Annotated in this window: 14 protein-coding genes; 8 read left to right on the top strand and 6 right to left on the bottom strand. The window is 63.8% G+C overall.

The features are described from left to right. The first annotated feature begins 394 nt into the window (after window positions 1–394). Both AB4Y40_RS35340 and AB4Y40_RS35335 read left to right on the top strand, forming a co-directional pair. Window positions 395–1,126 carry a PIG-L deacetylase family protein gene (locus tag AB4Y40_RS35340; protein ID WP_342923025.1) on the top strand — a complete coding sequence of 244 codons (732 nt, stop codon included), beginning with the start codon at window positions 395–397 and terminating at the stop codon, window positions 1,124–1,126. Then, a complete protein-coding gene (locus AB4Y40_RS35335) occupies window positions 1,123–1,818 on the top strand; it encodes a 4-carboxy-4-hydroxy-2-oxoadipate aldolase/oxaloacetate decarboxylase (RefSeq protein WP_368691793.1) in 696 nt (231 codons plus the stop codon). Before AB4Y40_RS35340 ends, AB4Y40_RS35335 begins: the two co-directional genes overlap by 4 nt. Window positions 1,819–1,945: 127 nt before the next feature. Here the strand turns inward: AB4Y40_RS35335 and AB4Y40_RS35330 are convergent, their stop codons facing one another. From AB4Y40_RS35330 to AB4Y40_RS35320, 3 genes are all read right to left on the bottom strand, one after another. Beyond that, window positions 1,946–3,073, bottom strand: a complete 1,128-nt coding sequence (locus AB4Y40_RS35330) for an aminotransferase class V-fold PLP-dependent enzyme (protein ID WP_368691792.1) — start codon at window positions 3,071–3,073, stop codon at window positions 1,946–1,948. 113 nt (window positions 3,074–3,186) lie between these two features. Next, entirely contained in the window at window positions 3,187–4,686 is a 1,500-nt protein-coding gene (locus tag AB4Y40_RS35325) for a sensor histidine kinase N-terminal domain-containing protein (protein WP_368691821.1), read from the bottom strand. Beyond that, window positions 4,683–5,366, bottom strand: a complete 684-nt coding sequence (locus AB4Y40_RS35320; RefSeq protein ID WP_368691791.1) for a response regulator — start codon at window positions 5,364–5,366, stop codon at window positions 4,683–4,685. The genes AB4Y40_RS35325 and AB4Y40_RS35320 overlap by 4 nt, the downstream gene beginning before the upstream one ends. Before the next feature lie 139 nt (window positions 5,367–5,505). Here AB4Y40_RS35320 and AB4Y40_RS35315 point away from each other — a divergent pair, with 139 nt between their 5' ends. From AB4Y40_RS35315 to AB4Y40_RS35300, 4 genes are all read left to right on the top strand, one after another. Continuing rightward, complete coding sequence (locus tag AB4Y40_RS35315; protein ID WP_368691790.1) at window positions 5,506–6,600, top strand: ABC transporter substrate-binding protein; 1,095 nt, start codon at window positions 5,506–5,508, stop codon at window positions 6,598–6,600. A 137-nt stretch (window positions 6,601–6,737) separates the two neighbouring features. Continuing rightward, complete coding sequence (locus AB4Y40_RS35310; RefSeq protein WP_368691820.1) at window positions 6,738–8,474, top strand: ABC transporter permease; 1,737 nt, start codon at window positions 6,738–6,740, stop codon at window positions 8,472–8,474. Next, window positions 8,467–9,534: an ABC transporter ATP-binding protein gene (locus AB4Y40_RS35305; RefSeq protein ID WP_368691789.1), complete on the top strand. Its 1,068-nt coding sequence runs from the start codon at window positions 8,467–8,469 to the stop codon at window positions 9,532–9,534. Before AB4Y40_RS35310 ends, AB4Y40_RS35305 begins: the two co-directional genes overlap by 8 nt. A 96-nt stretch (window positions 9,535–9,630) precedes the next feature. Beyond that, the gene (locus AB4Y40_RS35300; RefSeq protein WP_368691788.1) at window positions 9,631–10,701 is read left to right on the top strand and encodes a porin; all 1,071 of its coding nucleotides are present in this window, start codon (window positions 9,631–9,633) and stop codon (window positions 10,699–10,701) included. 20 nt (window positions 10,702–10,721) lie between these two features. Here AB4Y40_RS35300 and AB4Y40_RS35295 read toward each other — a convergent pair whose 3' ends face one another. Continuing rightward, the gene (locus AB4Y40_RS35295; RefSeq protein WP_368691787.1) at window positions 10,722–11,144 is read right to left on the bottom strand and encodes a hypothetical protein; all 423 of its coding nucleotides are present in this window, start codon (window positions 11,142–11,144) and stop codon (window positions 10,722–10,724) included. A gap of 236 nt (window positions 11,145–11,380) precedes the next feature. Between AB4Y40_RS35295 and AB4Y40_RS35290 the strand changes: the two genes are divergently transcribed. After that, window positions 11,381–12,469 (top strand): NADH:flavin oxidoreductase/NADH oxidase, encoded by a 1,089-nt coding sequence (locus tag AB4Y40_RS35290; protein ID WP_368691819.1) that lies wholly within the window; start codon window positions 11,381–11,383, stop codon window positions 12,467–12,469. Window positions 12,470–12,503: 34 nt separating this feature from the next. On the opposite strand, the gene AB4Y40_RS35285 is transcribed toward AB4Y40_RS35290, so the two are convergent. Then, window positions 12,504–12,896 (bottom strand): cupin domain-containing protein, encoded by a 393-nt coding sequence (locus tag AB4Y40_RS35285; RefSeq protein WP_368691786.1) that lies wholly within the window; start codon window positions 12,894–12,896, stop codon window positions 12,504–12,506. A 2-nt stretch (window positions 12,897–12,898) separates the two neighbouring features. Beyond that, window positions 12,899–13,489, bottom strand: a complete 591-nt coding sequence (locus tag AB4Y40_RS35280; RefSeq protein WP_368691785.1) for a LysE family translocator — start codon at window positions 13,487–13,489, stop codon at window positions 12,899–12,901. 101 nt (window positions 13,490–13,590) lie between these two features. Between AB4Y40_RS35280 and AB4Y40_RS35275 the strand changes: the two genes are divergently transcribed. Next, window positions 13,591–14,481, top strand: coding sequence for a LysR substrate-binding domain-containing protein (locus AB4Y40_RS35275; RefSeq protein ID WP_368691784.1), 891 nt, complete (start codon window positions 13,591–13,593; stop codon window positions 14,479–14,481). Window positions 14,482–14,501: the final 20 nt, after the last annotated feature.

Here is a 14,501-nt window from a genome sequence, read left to right as displayed (position 1 = left end):
GAGCGGCCCGGAAAAGTATGCGGATTGTATTGCAAATGAGAATGCTTGTTATTTAAATATTGCGGTCAATAGGTGTATTCAGCGTTTACGCAACAATTTCAGTACGAGGCATTCGATGTGGGCGCAACGAAAGGTTGGAAAAATTCGGGGTCGCAAGAGTTGGGTGCGCCACGCGGGCGCGCGGCTTCGTCCAGCGTCGTTGCGCGCTCAACCAATGCACCGCGCGACGCTTGCCGCTGCATGGGCAAGACGCGGCATGGCCCGTTTTCGAGGCGCGTTCCCTGCGGCGCCGATAAGCAGATTCGATGCCTTTTGGCAGTCCTTTCGTTGGTTCGCGCAGTGCGCCCAAACCTACAATGGGGCTTCGTGATGATCGACGTCTGGTGAACCGGAAATGACTGAAAAATCGATGCTCGTGGTGAGCGCACACAGCGCGGATTTCGTATGGCGCGCGGGCGGTGCGATTGCCCTGCACAAGAAGAACGGCTATCGCGTGAAGGTGGTGTGCCTCTCGTTCGGCGAGCGCGGCGAGTCGGCGAAGCTCTGGCGCAAGGGCCCCGACATGACCATCGAGAAAGTGAAGGCCGCGCGCCGCGAGGAGGCGCTCGCCGCCGCCGGGATTCTTGGCGCGGAATGCGAGTTCTTCGACCTGGGCGATTACCCGCTGCGCGTTTCCGATGAAGCGCTCCTGCGCCTCGTCGACGTCTATCGCGACGTGCAGCCTGCGTTCGTGCTGAGCCACTCGCAGAAGGACCCGTACAACTTCGATCATCCGCTCGCCATGCACGTGGCGCAGGAAGCGCGCATCATCGCCCAGGCCGAAGGCCACAATCCGGGGCAGAAGATCGTCGGCGCGCCGCCGGTCTACGCGTTCGAGCCGCACCAGACCGAGCAGTGCGAGTGGATTCCCAACACCTTCCTCGACATCACCGAAGTGTGGGACGTGAAGCGCCGCGCCATCGAGTGCATGGCGGGCCAGGAGCACCTTTGGGAGTACTACACGCGTGTCGCGCAACAGCGCGGCGTGCAGGCCAAGCGCAACATCGGCATTACGGCGAAGCGCGACATTCAATACGCGGAAGGCTATATGCGCCTGACGCCCGCAGTGGTGGGAGATCTGTCATGAAACGTGGTGTCGTCGTCACCCAGGTTCCGCGCGCCGACGCGCGCCATATCGAAATCCTCAAGGAAGCCGGCACGGCCACCGTGCACGAGGCGCAAAGCCGCCTCGGCCTGCTCGCCACGTATCTGCGGCCCATCTATTCGGGCGCCGCGATTGCGGGCCCGGCCGTGACCGTGCTCATGCCGCCCTCGGACAACTGGATGCTGCACGTGGCCGTGGAGCAGTGTCGCGAAGGCGACGTGGTCGTGGCCGCGCCCACTTCGCCCTGTGAAGATGGCTATTTCGGCGAGCTGCTTGCCACCTCGCTCGCGGCGCGCGGCGTACGCGGCCTGATCATCGACGCCGGTTGCCGCGACGTGCGCGCACTGAAGGCGATGGACTTCCCGGTGTGGTCGAAGGCCGTGTCGGCGCAAGGCACGGTGAAGGAAACGCTCGGTTCGGTGAACGTGCCGGTGGTGTGCGCGCAGCAGATCGTGCATCCGGGCGACGTCATCGTGGCCGACGACGACGGCGTGGTCGTGGTGCCGTTCGCCACGGTCGCGAAGGTCGTGGAAGCGACCCAGGCGCGCCTCGCCAAGGAAGAAAAGACGCGCGCGGTGCTCGCGGGCGGCACGCTCGGCCTCGACTATTACGGCATGCGCGAGCGCCTTGCCGAAAAGGGTCTGCGCTACGTCGACACGCCGGCAGACGCTTGAGTCCGCAGCGTTCGATAGCTGCACACGAATCGCACCATAGCAAGAACGACAACGAGCGCCGCAAGGGCGCTCGTTTCGTTTCGCGACGACCTAAGGAAGCGCGTGGCGCGCCCCGAGGAAAAGCGCGTTAAAGAATGCGGTCCAACGCCTTCGCGAACCTCGCGACCGTGCCTTCGATGTCATGCAGTTTTTCGAGGCCGAACAAGCCAATGCGGAAGGTCTTGAAGTCTTCAGGCTCGTCGCACTGGAGGGGAACGCCGGCCGCGATCTGCAGGCCGGCATCGGCGAACTTCTTGCCGGATCGAATGCCGTCGTCGTCCGAGTAGCTGACCACGACGCCGGGCGCCTCGAAACCTTCGGCGGCCACGCTTCGGAAACCCTTGCTAACCAGCAGCGAGCGAATGCGCTTGCCGAGTTCGAGCTGCTCCGCCATCACCTTGTCGAAGCCGTATGCCTCGGTTTCCTCGATCACGTCGCGCAGCGTCGCGAGACTGTCCGTGGGCATGGTGGCGTGGTAAGCGAATCCGCCGTTCTCGTAGGCTTCCATGATCTGCAGCCACTTGCGCAGATCGCAGGCGAAGCTGGTGCTGGTTGTGGCGTCGATGCGCTCGCGGGCGAGCGGCCCGAGCATGACGAGCGCACAGCAGGGCGATGCGCTCCACCCCTTTTGCGGGGCGCTGATCAGGATATCGACGCCGCTTTTCTCCATGTCGACCCAGACCGTACCGGAGGCGATGCAGTCGAGTACGAACATGCCGCCTACGGCATGCACGGCGTCGGCCACCGCGCGCAGATACGCATCGGGCAGCATCATTCCGGATGCGGTTTCGACATGCGGCGCAAAGACGAGATCGGGCTTGTTCTCCTTGATCGCCGCGACGACTTCTTCGACCGGGGGCGGCGCATAGGCGGCCTGCCTTCCCTGTTCGCCCGGACGCGCTTTCAACACGATCGATTCAGAGGGAATGCTGCCCATGTCGAAAATCTGCGACCAGCGGAAACTGAACCAGCCGTTGCGAATCACGAGGCACTTCTTGTTCGTGGCGAACTGCCGGGCAACGGCTTCCATGCCGAAGGTCCCGCTGCCCGGGACGACCACGATCGACTTCGCGTTGTAGACTTTTTTCAGGGAGCGGGAGATATCTCGCATGACGCCCTGAAAGAGCTGCGACATGTGATTGATCGAGCGGTCGGTGTAAACCACTGAATATTCGAGGAGTCCCTCGCGGTCGACATTGGGAAGTAAACCTGGCACGCTCGCCTCCGATAAGAAAATGAATAATCGAATCGACAACCGATTCTAACCAAAGCCGTCTGCAATTGCGGCGACAAGGCGGCTCGCCATGTTGCACGGGTATTAGATCACGCTCATTGCCCGTTCGCGGCAATGTTGGCGAGCCCACGCTTTTTTGCGGAGCAGCAAATATCGACTGGCGCAGGCGCCGCCATCGCGTTCGTGGCGGTTGCAACTGGAGCGTCAGCCGGGAACGCGACGCTGACTGCGAGACCGCCGCCGGGGGCTTCGTCGAGTGTAACGCGTGCCTCGTGTACGCGCGCGATCTCCGCGACGATCGCGAGACCCAGCCCGTTGCCCTCTACGTTCTGCGTCGATTCGCAACGGTAGAAGCGCTCGAACACGACTTCGCGCTCGTGCCGGGCGATGCCCGGCCCGTTGTCGGTGACCTCGAGCACGGCACAGGTATGGCGCCGCGCCACGCGCACCGTGATGACCGCGCCGTCTCCCGAATAGCGGATCGCATTGTCGATCAGGTTGCCGATCAGCTCCTTCAACAGGTCCCCGTGACCCACCAGTTCGACCGCGTCCTGCTGCTCGAAACCGAGATCGATGCCGCGCGATCGCGCCACCGGCGACCAGTCGAGCGTCACGCTGCGCGCCACCTTGTGCAGCAGCAGCGGTGCCCGCTTCGTCGCCTGATCGCAGCCGGCATCGAGCCGCGAGAGCGAAAGCAACTGCTGCACCGCCCGCACCGCCTGGCGCACCGCCCGGTTCAGACGCCGCAGATGCAGGCCGGTGCTGGCGTCGAGGTTGCCGCGCTGAGCCAGTTCCGTTTCCGCCTGAATCACTGCCAACGGGGTCTTCAGCTGATGCGCGGCATCGGCAAAAAACCGCCGCCGCGATTCCTGCATGCGCCGCGAGCGCGAGATGTACTGATTGATCGCCTCGACAAGCGGCATGACCTCGCGTGGCAGGCCGGCGGCCGCCAGTGGCGCGCTGTCGTCCTCGCTGCGCGTCGCGACCTTTGCCGACAGGCGGTTGAGCGGACGCAGGCCGCGCCCGACGCCGAGCCAGACGATGCCGAGTGCGAGCACGACCAGCAGCCCCTCCTGAAGCAGCGAACCGATCAGGATCTGCTGCGCCAGCGCCTGACGAGGTTCGATGGTTTCGCCAACCATGATCTGGACCATGCGCGTCTGCGCGGCGGGCACGTCGTGAATGGGCAAACGCAGCAACGCCATGCGCAAGGGCACGCCCCGATAGATCGTGTCGTAGAAGCGGATCGCGAAAGGATCGAGACGGCGCACCGCAGGCTGCGGCAAGTCTGCGTAGCCGGTTACAGGCCGCCCGTCCTGACCCGCCTCTTCGCGAATCAGGTAGTAGATCTTGCTGTCGTTGCTGGATTCGAACATCTCCAGCGCGAGATACGGCAGATCGACATGGACCCGCCCCTCGCGCAGATGCACCCCCTCGCGGATCGAACGCAGCGAAAACTCGAGCGTGCGGTCGAACGCGGCATGGGCCGACTGGATTGCGCGCTGATAGGTGAGCCACGCATCCAGCGCGAGCAGGCCAAGCAGCGGCAGCAGCAGCCACAGCGACATCCGCATCCGCAGATCGGGTGCCCTCAGACGGGCCTGCATGCCTGCCTCGCTTCGAGCAGATAGCCGAGCCCGCGCAGCGTCACGATCGCCACGGCACTGCCTTCGAGCTTTTTTCTCAGCCGGTGCACATAGATTTCGATTGCCTCGGCATTCACCGATTCGTCGATGCCGAAGATCTTCTCCGACAGCGTCTCCTTGTTGATTGCCCGGCCATTGCGCAGGATCAACACTTCGAGCACCGCGCGCTCTCGCGGCGTGAGCGGGAGCGGCTCGCCTTCGAGACTGAAGCCGCGGTCGGCGGCGTCGTAGACGAGTGTTGCGCAGGCCACGCGCAGACAGTCCTGCCCCAGGCTGCGTCGTATCAGCGCACGCGTACGTGCCTCCAGTTCGCTCAGATCGAAGGGCTTGGCCAGATAGTCGTCGGCGCCGAAATCGAGTCCCCTCACGCGATCCTCCACCGATCCGTGCGCGGTCAGAATCAGCACCGGTACCGTGTTGCGGCGCGCGCGCAGCCGGCGCAGCACTTGCAGACCGTCGAGCCTGGGCAACCCGAGGTCGAGGATCACGAGCGCGTAGTCCTGGGTGCGCAGCACGTGATCGGCGGACTCGCCGTCATGCATGCAGTCGACCTTCAGATGCGCGCTGGAGAGCGCATCGGTCAGTGAACGGGACAGGATCGGGTTGTCTTCAACAAGCAAAACACGCATCGCCGCCCCCAGGGAAATCCATGAGAAAAATCATTCGTTTTCCTTCCGGTTATCGCTATGACTGAAAGCATCCAGAAAGCATTCAGACCTTACCATTCGCCAACACAAGATAAAAGCCCGTCTTGACCTGGAGGAAGACATGCCGATGTCGTTCAAACGCCGTGCCGCTACGCTCGCACTTGCACTCACCGTCAGCCCGGTCTGGGCGCAGGTTCCTGCCGGCTACCCGAGCCACTATCAAGCCTCGGTGGAAGCCGCAAAAAAAGAAGGAAAACTGATCGTCTACGCCGCGACGGATGCCGCCATCGCGAAGCCCCTCATCAAGGATTTCGAAAGCCTGTATGGCGTGAAAATCGAATACAACGACATGAACAGCACCGAGCTCTACAACCGCTTCATCAGCGAGAACGCCGCGAGCAGCACGAGCGCCGACGTGCTCTGGAGCTCGGCGATGGACCTGCAGATCAAGCTCGTCAACGACGGTCTGATGGCGACCTGGGAGTCGCCCGAGACCCCGCATCTGCCGGCGTGGTCGCAATATCAGAAGCAGGCCTGGGGCACGACCTTCGAGCCCCTCGCGATCGTCTACAACAAACGCCTGATGCCGGCAGGCGAGGTACCGCAAACGCGCGCCGACCTGATCAAGCTGTTGCAGACCCAGCCGGCACGCTACCAGGGCAAGGTCACCACGTATGACATCGAGAAATCGGGTACCGGCTTCAACTATCTGACCCAGGATGCACGCGTGAACCCTCAGGTCACGTGGGCACTCGTGCGGGCAATCGGCGCGACCGGTCCGAAGCTGCAGTCGAGTACCGGCGCCATGATGGAGCGCATCTCCTCCGGCGAAAATTTGCTTGGCTACAATATTTTGGGATCCTATGCGTATAGCAAGGCCAAAAAAGATCCATCCATCGGCTATGTCTATCCGAAGGACTACACCCAGGTGGTCAGCCGCCTGCTCACCATCTCGAAGAAGGCCCAGCACCCCAATGCGGCGCGTCTGTGGGTCGACTACCTGCTCTCGAAACGCGGTCAAACGTTGATCGCGAACGAAGCGAACCTCTTCTCGATCCGCGCCGACGTGACCGGCGAGACTTCGATGGCCGGCTTGACCGAACAGCTCGGAGACTCGCTCAAGCCGATTCCGGTCGGTACCGGCTTGCTCGTCTATCTCGACCAGGCCAAGCGCCTCGAATTTCTCAAGCAATGGCAACAGTCGATCAAGCGCTAGCGCACGCCTGACACGGCGAACGCCGTGAAGCGCCGGACGCTTCGCGGTGCGCTCTCCCCTGTTTCCCTTTTCGATATGCGGCTGCGTGCCGCAGGAGGACCCTCATGCTTTCACGACGCGCGCCCATCCCGGCCGCGGTGCCGCTCCATGCCAGGGAGAAAGACGACATTCCGGCGCTGCCCGAGGGGCCGCTGCGCCCCCTGGCTGGCTTACTGCGCTGGCTCGTCATCGCGGTACTGACCATCGCTGTCGCGCTGCCGGTTGCGCTCATCGTGTTCCAGAGTCTGTTGAGCGCCCCCTTCTTCGACGCGAGCCGCACCTTCGGCCTGGCCGGCTTCGCCTTCATTTTTACCGACCCCGATTTCTGGTCGGCCGCGGGCAACTCCTTCACGATCGCGAGCGGCATGCTGTTCATCTCCATTCCGCTCGGCGGCATCCTGGCCTTCCTGATGGTGCGCACCGATCTGGCTGGACGCCGCTGGCTCGAACCAGTCCTGCTCACGCCCATCTTCGTTTCGCCGATGGTGCTCGCCTTCGGTTACGTGATCGCTGCAGGCCCGGCCGGCTTCTACTCGATCTGGTGGAAGCAGTTGACCGGCATGGAGAGCGCGCCCTGGAACGTGTATTCGGTCTTCGCGATCACCGTGATCGTCGGGTTGACGCACGTGCCGCATGTCTATCTTTATGCCGCGGCGGCCTTGCGCAACCTTGGCTCCGACGTCGAGGAGTCCGCGCGCGTATCGGGCGCCCGGCCGCTGCGCGTGGCCCTCGACGTGAGCCTCCCCATGAGCATGCCCGCGCTGCTCTTTGCCGGCGTACTGGTGTTCTTCCTCGGCTTCGAGGTGTTCGGTCTGCCACTCGTCCTCGGCGACCCCGAAGGGCATCTCGTGCTGGCCACTTATCTTTACAAGCTCACCAACAAGCTCGGCGTGCCCTCGTATCACCTGATGGCCGCGGTCGCCGTGTGCATCATCGCCGTGACCTTTCCGCTCGTGCTGCTGCAGCGGCATCTGCTCAGGAGCGCCAATCGCTTCGTCGCGCTCAAGGGCAAGGCCACGCGGCAGACCGTGCTGGCACTCGGTACATGGCGTTGGGTCGCGCTCGCCGTCGTCGCGTTCTGGTTGCTGCTCACGATCTTCGTGCCGCTTTCCGGCATCGTGCTGCGGGCCTTCGTCACCCACTGGGGCGAAGGCGTGGACCTCGTCGAGACGTTGACTCTCGCGAACTTCTCCGAACTGTTCGAGCACAGCAATCTGGTGCGGGCCATTTTCAACACCTTCGGCATCGGCGTGCTGGGCGGCGCGCTCGCGGTCGGGTTCTACACGCTGGTCGCCTTCGCGGGCCATCGCCAGCATGACTGGGCCGCCCGCCTGCTCGATTACATCGTGCTGCTGCCGCGCGCCGTGCCAGGTTTGCTCGCCGGACTGGCGTTCCTGTGGGTCTTTCTCTTCGTCCCCGGCCTCAAGGAGCTCAAGAACTCGATGTGGAGCATCTGGGTGGCCTACACCGTTGTGTGGCTCGCCTACGGCATGCGCCTGATCCAGAGCGCGCTGCTGCAGGTCGGCCCCGAACTCGAAGAGGCCGGACGCAGCGTCGGCGGCACACGTGCGCGCGTCAGCCTCGATGTCACGCTGCCGCTCGTGCGCTTCGGGCTGCTCGCGGCATGGCTACTCATTTTCATGATCTTCGAGCGCGAGTATTCGACCGCCGTCTACCTGCTCTCTCCCGGCACCGAGGTCATCGGCGCCTTGCTCGTCTCACTGTGGGCAGCCGGGTCTGTCGATCAAGTCGCCGCCCTTTCCGTCATCAACATCGCAATGGTCGGCGCCGGTCTCGCCGTGGCCTTGCGCTTCGGAGTGAAATTGCATGGATAGGCTCTCGGTCAACGACCTCCATCTGAGCTATGGCGCGCATCCGATCCTCGAGGGCGTCTCGTTCGAACTGAAGGCGGGTGAAGTCGTCTGTCTGCTCGGCGCATCGGGCAGCGGCAAAACCACGCTGCTGCGTGCGGTGGCCGGTCTCGAACAGCCCTCATCAGGTCGCATCCAGCTGGACGAACGCGTCTTCTTCGATCGCGCAGCCGGCATCGATCTGCCCGTCGAGCAGCGCTCGCTCGGTCTCGTGTTCCAGTCCTACGCGCTGTGGCCGCACCGCACCGTGGCCGAAAACGTCGGCTATGGGCTCAAGCTGCGTCGCGTGTCGGCCCCGGAGCGCAAGCGTCGGGTTCAGGCCGCGCTCGATCAACTCGGCCTCGGTGCTCTCGCTGCGCGTTATCCGCACCAGCTGTCGGGTGGGCAGCAGCAGCGCGTCGCCATCGCGAGGGCGCTCGTGTACAACCCGCCGGTGATTCTGCTCGACGAACCGCTTTCGAACCTCGACGCGAAGCTTCGTGAGGAAGCGCGCGCATGGCTGCGCGAGTTGATCGTCACGCTCGGCCTCTCGGCGCTATGCGTGACCCACGACCAAACCGAAGCCATGGCGATGTCCGATCGCATCCTGCTGCTACGCAACGGTCGCATCGAACAGGAAGACTCGCCGGCGGATCTCTACGATTCGCCCCGGACGCTGTACGCCGCCGATTTCATGGGTAGCAACAATCGCTTCGAAGGACACGTCTGCACTGTCGAACCGGGCCATGTTGTATTGAGCGGCGCGGGCTGGACGTTGCGGGCGTCCGCGCGCGAAGCGCTTACGCCCGGTCAGGCGGTCGAAGCGGTGATCCGGCTCGAGCGTCTTCAGGTCGTCGACGGTCCCGGGCAGAACCGCCTGCGCGCCGAACTCGTCACGTCGATGTTTCTCGGCGATCGCTGGGAATACCTGTTCCATTGCGGCGAACTGCGCTTGCGTGCCTTCGGCGTGCAGCCTCGCGCCGCCGGCGAGCACTGGCTCGAACTGCCGGCGAACAACTGCTGGGCCTTTGCCCAGGCGGGCTGACAGGGGCTCGTGCCGTTCAGGTTCATTTGCAGTTGTAGTAACCGTGGGCTGGCGCATGCCGCCAGCGGAATCCATCGCAGAAACCGGGAGCAGACAATGAAGTCGCATATCACAAGAACAATCATGCTGGGTCTATCATGCGCGGGCATCGCCGCCGTCGCGCAGGCGCAATCGACGGTCACCCTCTATGGGATCGTCGATGCCGGCGTCGAATACGCAAATCACACCAGCGCAAACGGTGGTTCTGCACGGCTCGTTTCGGGCGGCAAAAATACGTCGCGCTGGGGTCTGCGCGGCGTCGAGGACCTGGGTGGCGGGCTGAAGGCGGTATTCCAGCTCGAAAGCGGCATCAACATCGCGAACGGCACCTTCGACGACGGCCCCGGCGCAATCTTCGACCGGCGCGCGACGGTCGGGCTGAAGAATCGTTTCGGGCAGTTGACGCTCGGGCGCACCTTCACGGTGACGTACGACTACATGCTGCCGTTCGATCCGATGGGCTACGCGCCGAACTATTCATGGGCGACATCATCGAGCGCGACGGGCGGCCGCAAGGACGGTCTGTTCACCCGCTCGGCCAACGCCGTGCGCTACGACGGCGAATTCTCCGGCATCAAGCTGGGCGCGCTGTATGGGTTCGGCAATGTGCCGGGGAGCATGAAGACGAGTTCGAAATACGACTTCGCGCTCGGCTACGCCGGCGGTCCGTTCGCTGCCGTGGTCACCTACGATCGACAAAACGGCGCGGCGGACAGCGTCACGCCCGTCGTTCAGACCCGCTACATTCAGGGCATCCACGCGGGTCTTTCCTACGACTTCGGCGCGGCGAAGGCGATGGCCGGTTACCGGAACTATCGCAAGACATTCAGGACTGCGGCGGCAACGCTGCAAAGCGATATGTACTGGATCGGCGGCTCGTACGATTTCAACCCGTACTTCACGCTGCTCGGCGCGATCTATCATCAGAACATCAAAGGAGCGAGCGACGCCGATCCGACGCTGTTCTCGCTGCGCGGGCAATACTCGCTCTCCAAACGGACGCTGCTCTATGTCTCCGGCGGATATGCGATGGCTCAGCACGGTCAGAAGGTGGGCTTGTCGCGCGACCTCATCGGTGCGGCCGACACGCAAACAGGCATGACGGCTGGCGTTCAGCATCGGTTCTGAGTGCTACCTGGGTGTCTGTCTCACGTGCGCGCGGGGGGCTGCGGATTGTTGGCCGGGTTCGTGTCGAACCGGTTCACGCTTTCGATGCCCACCTGGCCAGCGAGGGCCGAGAGCCGCGCATACAGCCCGTCGGCGCTTGCCCGGTCGTAGACTTCTGCGCCGCGAACATACACCGCAAACGACTTCAGGTACTTCGCCTTTTTCCCTGGATTGGCGATCGTCTCTTTCGTCCATTGATACAGCGGATAGCGGTCCGGCCCGGCGCGTTCCGCCTCTTCGACATAATCGGCGAACGCGTCGAACTGGCACGTCAGGGAGGCGTCGTAATCGCGCAAGACGGCTTCGAGTAAATCGCGCCGCTCGTAGGGGCTGCTCGCCCGCAGCGCATCGGCCAACTCGGGCACGACGGTGATGCGGACCTGGAATTGCCACGTTTCTGCCATGCATGCCTCCTGCGTTGACGAACAGCATAGCCGCTCAGGCGCGGCCGAGACTCGCCGTTCACGATTATTCCCGTCGGGAATCGGCCTTATGAACAATCTGCGAATTATCGCTCCGCCATGTGACCACTACGATCTACCTGTCACTCATCACCCGACAGAAGATTTTCATGCCCACACTCGCAGGCAAAGTCGCCGCCAATAGCGGCGCAACAACCGGCACCGGCTCGAGCCATCCCATGCTGTTCACGCCGATACAAGTCGGCAACCTGAACCTGGCCAACCGTATCGTGATCGCCCCGATGGCCCAGTACTCGGCCGAAGACGGGCAGATGAACGATTGGCACCTGATTCATCTCGGCCAGCTGGCGCTATCAGGTGCGGCGGCGCTCACCATCGAGGGGACGGCGGTCACCCCCGAAGGCCGCACGAGTTATGGCGACGTGGGGCTCTATTCCGACGAGAGCGAAGTCGCCATGGCGCGCGTGCTGCAGAGCGTGCGGCGCTGGTCCGACACGCCGGTTGGCATCCAGCTCAACCATGCTGGCCGCAAAGGGTCGCGGCAGAAGTTATGGGACGGCGGCGCACAGATTCCCCATGGTCGCGAGAATGGCTGGAACACCTACGGCCCATCGCCGCTCGCTTTCGCGTCCGGAGAGACACCACCCACCGCCCTGGACCGCAGCGGACTGGCCGCCATTCGCGATGCCTTCGCGGCCGCCGCACAACGCGCCTCCCGGCTCGGCTTGAACTTCGTTCAAATCCTCGGTGGGCACGGCTATCTGCTTCATCAATTTCTCTCGCCGCTCTCGAACCATAGGGACGACGAGTACGGCGGCTCGCTGGAAAACCGCATGCGTTTTCCGCTCGAGGTTTTCGAAGCTGTGCGAGACGCGTTTTCGCACGAGCGCCCCGTGACGATGCGGATCTCCGCGACGGACTGGGTGGACGGCGGGTGGTCCGTGCACGACGCGATCGCCTTTGTCCACGCACTGGAGGCCAGGGGATGTGCGGCGGTCAATGTCTCGAGCGGCGGCTCGAACCCGGCTGCGCAAATTCCGGTCGGGCCCGGCTATCAGGTTCCCTTCGCGCGGGCCGTGAAGCAGGCGACGACGCTGCCTGTCATCGCCGTCGGCATGATCACCGAATTCGAACAAGCCGAATCCATCCTCCGCACGGGAGACGCCGACCTGATCGCGCTGGCCCGGGCCGTGCTCTTCGACCCGCGCTGGCCCTGGCACGCTGCCGCCCACTTCGGAGCCCAGGTCAGGGCGCCGAAGCAGTATCTTCGCGCTCAACCCAGCCGGCTGCGAAAGGTGTTCGTTTGAAGCCGTCTTGTCGATGTCCGCGCGCTGGGCCGTTTTAGCGCGCTTTGCCTAGCTGCTCTTCGATCGTCCTCGTCAACGGCGATTCCACGCGCCCCGTATGCAATGTCTGCACGGGCTCGATCAGCACGACCCAGCATTCGTTCCCTGCGACGGGATTGTGCAGCGTGCCGCGCGGCACGACGTGCATCGAGCCCGCGGGCAGATCGACGACACGCCCGCCTTCATACTCGATCTTCAGATGGCCGCGCACGACGAAGAACAGTTCGTCCTCGTGCTCGTGGTCGTGCCACACGAGCTGTCCGCGCACTTTGGCGACCTTGACGTACTGATCGTTGACCTGGGCGACGACTTTCGGCGACCAGTAATCGGACACATCGGCGAACGCGGCTTCAAGATCGAACGATTCGGCAAACGGATGACCAGGCATCGTTATCTCCATGCTGGAATGACGGATGCGGCGAGCAGGACGCCCATCGCAAGATTAAGGATGCGCCAGTGGCGCGGCGTGCGAAAGAGGCGCGCGAGCAGCACGCCGAGCGCGCACCACAATGCGAGCGAGACGCACGCGGCCACGCCGAACGAGGCACCGAGCAGCAGCGCGAGTCGGTTCGGACTGCTTGCAAGCAGCGCGAACGACGCCGCCGCGCCGACCGTCATCGCCCAGCTTTTCGGGTTGAGCCAGAGCAGCAGGAAACCGTTGACGAGCGTGATGGGGTGCGCGGGGCCGTTACCTGCGTTCGGCGGCCCGCTGCGCGCGATGCGCCACGCGAGCCACAGCAAATATACGGAGCCGACTGCCTTGACGGCCGTTTGCAGCGACGGCAACGCGAGCAGCAGACCGCCCAGCCCGAATCCGGCAACGGCGGCGAGCACAGCCAGGCCGATCGCGATGCCGAGCATCAGCGGAATCGAACGCGCGAAGCCGAAGCGCGCGCCCGAAGCGGTGGCGAGCGTGGTGGCGCCGCCGGGCGTCACGGTCGCAATGACGACAAACAGGAGAAGCGGCAGGATCGAGGTCATCGGTGTAAATCCGGGCGAAGAAAACTTGCACTGTACGGATCGCCGACGCATCATCAAAGGCAATAATTCTGATGCGATCCATTACGCGGCATAATGCGTCAATGAGCCGAAACCTCGACCTCGACCTGATCCGCACCTTTGTTGCCGTCGCCGATAGCGGCAGCATGACGGTCGCCGCGAATCTGCTGCACATGACGCAAGGCGCCGTGAGCCAGCAGGTGAAGCGTCTCGAAGACGTGCTGGATTGCCTGCTGTTCGTGCGCAAGACGCGCAGGCTGGAGCTGTCGCGCCATGGCGAGCAATTTCTCGTGAAGGCACGCCAGCTGCTGCAGCTCAACGACGAAATCTGGGCCGACATGACCGGTCGATCCCTGCGCGGCAGCCTGCGTGTGGGCGTGCCATACGATCTCGTGACACCGCTCGCGCCCGCGATGAAGGCGTTCGCCGATGCGCATCAGCAAGTGGAGATTTCGCTCGTGTGTGCGGCGTCGCCGGAGTTGAGCGAAGCGGTGCATAGCGGCCGCGTGGATCTATCGCTGGTCGAATATGTCGCGAGCGAAGCCGAAGGCGAAGTGGTCCGCATCGAGCCGCTGGTGTGGGTCAAGGGGCGCGGCAGCGATGCCTGGCAGAAGCGGCCGCTGCCGCTGTCGATGGTGGACGAGCGATGTGCCTTCCGGCCGGTCGTGCTCGGTGCGCTCGCGGACGCGGGCATTGCGTGGCGCACGGTGTTCGAGAGCGGCAACATCGAGGCGACCGCCGCAACGGTGCGTGCGGGCCTCGCGATCACGACCTGGCTCGCCTCCACGGTGCCGGTCGACCTCGAGACGCTCGCGCCTCAAGCAACCGGCTTGCCCGCGCTGCCGCCGTTTGCGATCTGCCTGCGACTGCCCGCGACGGTTCAGCCCGCGGCGCAGGAATTCGCGCGCCACGTGCGCGAATCGATGTCGAACGACGCAGGCGCTCGACGCGCGCAGCTTGCGAGCGTTGCGTGACGTCTTGCGTGTGAGGCCGT

Source organism: Paraburkholderia sp. EG287B, from assembly GCF_040965595.1.
Taxonomy (GTDB): domain Bacteria; phylum Pseudomonadota; class Gammaproteobacteria; order Burkholderiales; family Burkholderiaceae; genus Paraburkholderia.
The sequence above is the reverse complement of the archived record's forward strand: the minus strand, read 5'-3'. Positions and strand labels throughout refer to the sequence as shown.

Bases quoted from the DNA above. Each gene is read 5' to 3' on its own strand.
- AB4Y40_RS35300 (WP_368691788.1), top strand. From the start codon at position 9,631: ATGAAGTCGCATATCACAAGAACAATCATGCTGGGTCTATCATGCGCG.
- AB4Y40_RS35340 (WP_342923025.1), top strand. From the start codon at position 395: ATGACTGAAAAATCGATGCTCGTGGTGAGCGCACACAGCGCGGATTTC.
- AB4Y40_RS35305 (WP_368691789.1), top strand. From the start codon at position 8,467: ATGGATAGGCTCTCGGTCAACGACCTCCATCTGAGCTATGGCGCGCAT.
- AB4Y40_RS35275 (WP_368691784.1), top strand. From the start codon at position 13,591: ATGAGCCGAAACCTCGACCTCGACCTGATCCGCACCTTTGTTGCCGTC.
- AB4Y40_RS35290 (WP_368691819.1), top strand. From the start codon at position 11,381: ATGCTGTTCACGCCGATACAAGTCGGCAACCTGAACCTGGCCAACCGT.
- AB4Y40_RS35335 (WP_368691793.1), top strand. From the start codon at position 1,123: ATGAAACGTGGTGTCGTCGTCACCCAGGTTCCGCGCGCCGACGCGCGC.
- AB4Y40_RS35285 (WP_368691786.1), bottom strand. From the start codon at position 12,896: ATGCCTGGTCATCCGTTTGCCGAATCGTTCGATCTTGAAGCCGCGTTC.
- AB4Y40_RS35280 (WP_368691785.1), bottom strand. From the start codon at position 13,489: ATGACCTCGATCCTGCCGCTTCTCCTGTTTGTCGTCATTGCGACCGTG.
- AB4Y40_RS35295 (WP_368691787.1), bottom strand. From the start codon at position 11,144: ATGGCAGAAACGTGGCAATTCCAGGTCCGCATCACCGTCGTGCCCGAG.
- AB4Y40_RS35320 (WP_368691791.1), bottom strand. From the start codon at position 5,366: ATGCGTGTTTTGCTTGTTGAAGACAACCCGATCCTGTCCCGTTCACTG.
- AB4Y40_RS35315 (WP_368691790.1), top strand. From the start codon at position 5,506: ATGCCGATGTCGTTCAAACGCCGTGCCGCTACGCTCGCACTTGCACTC.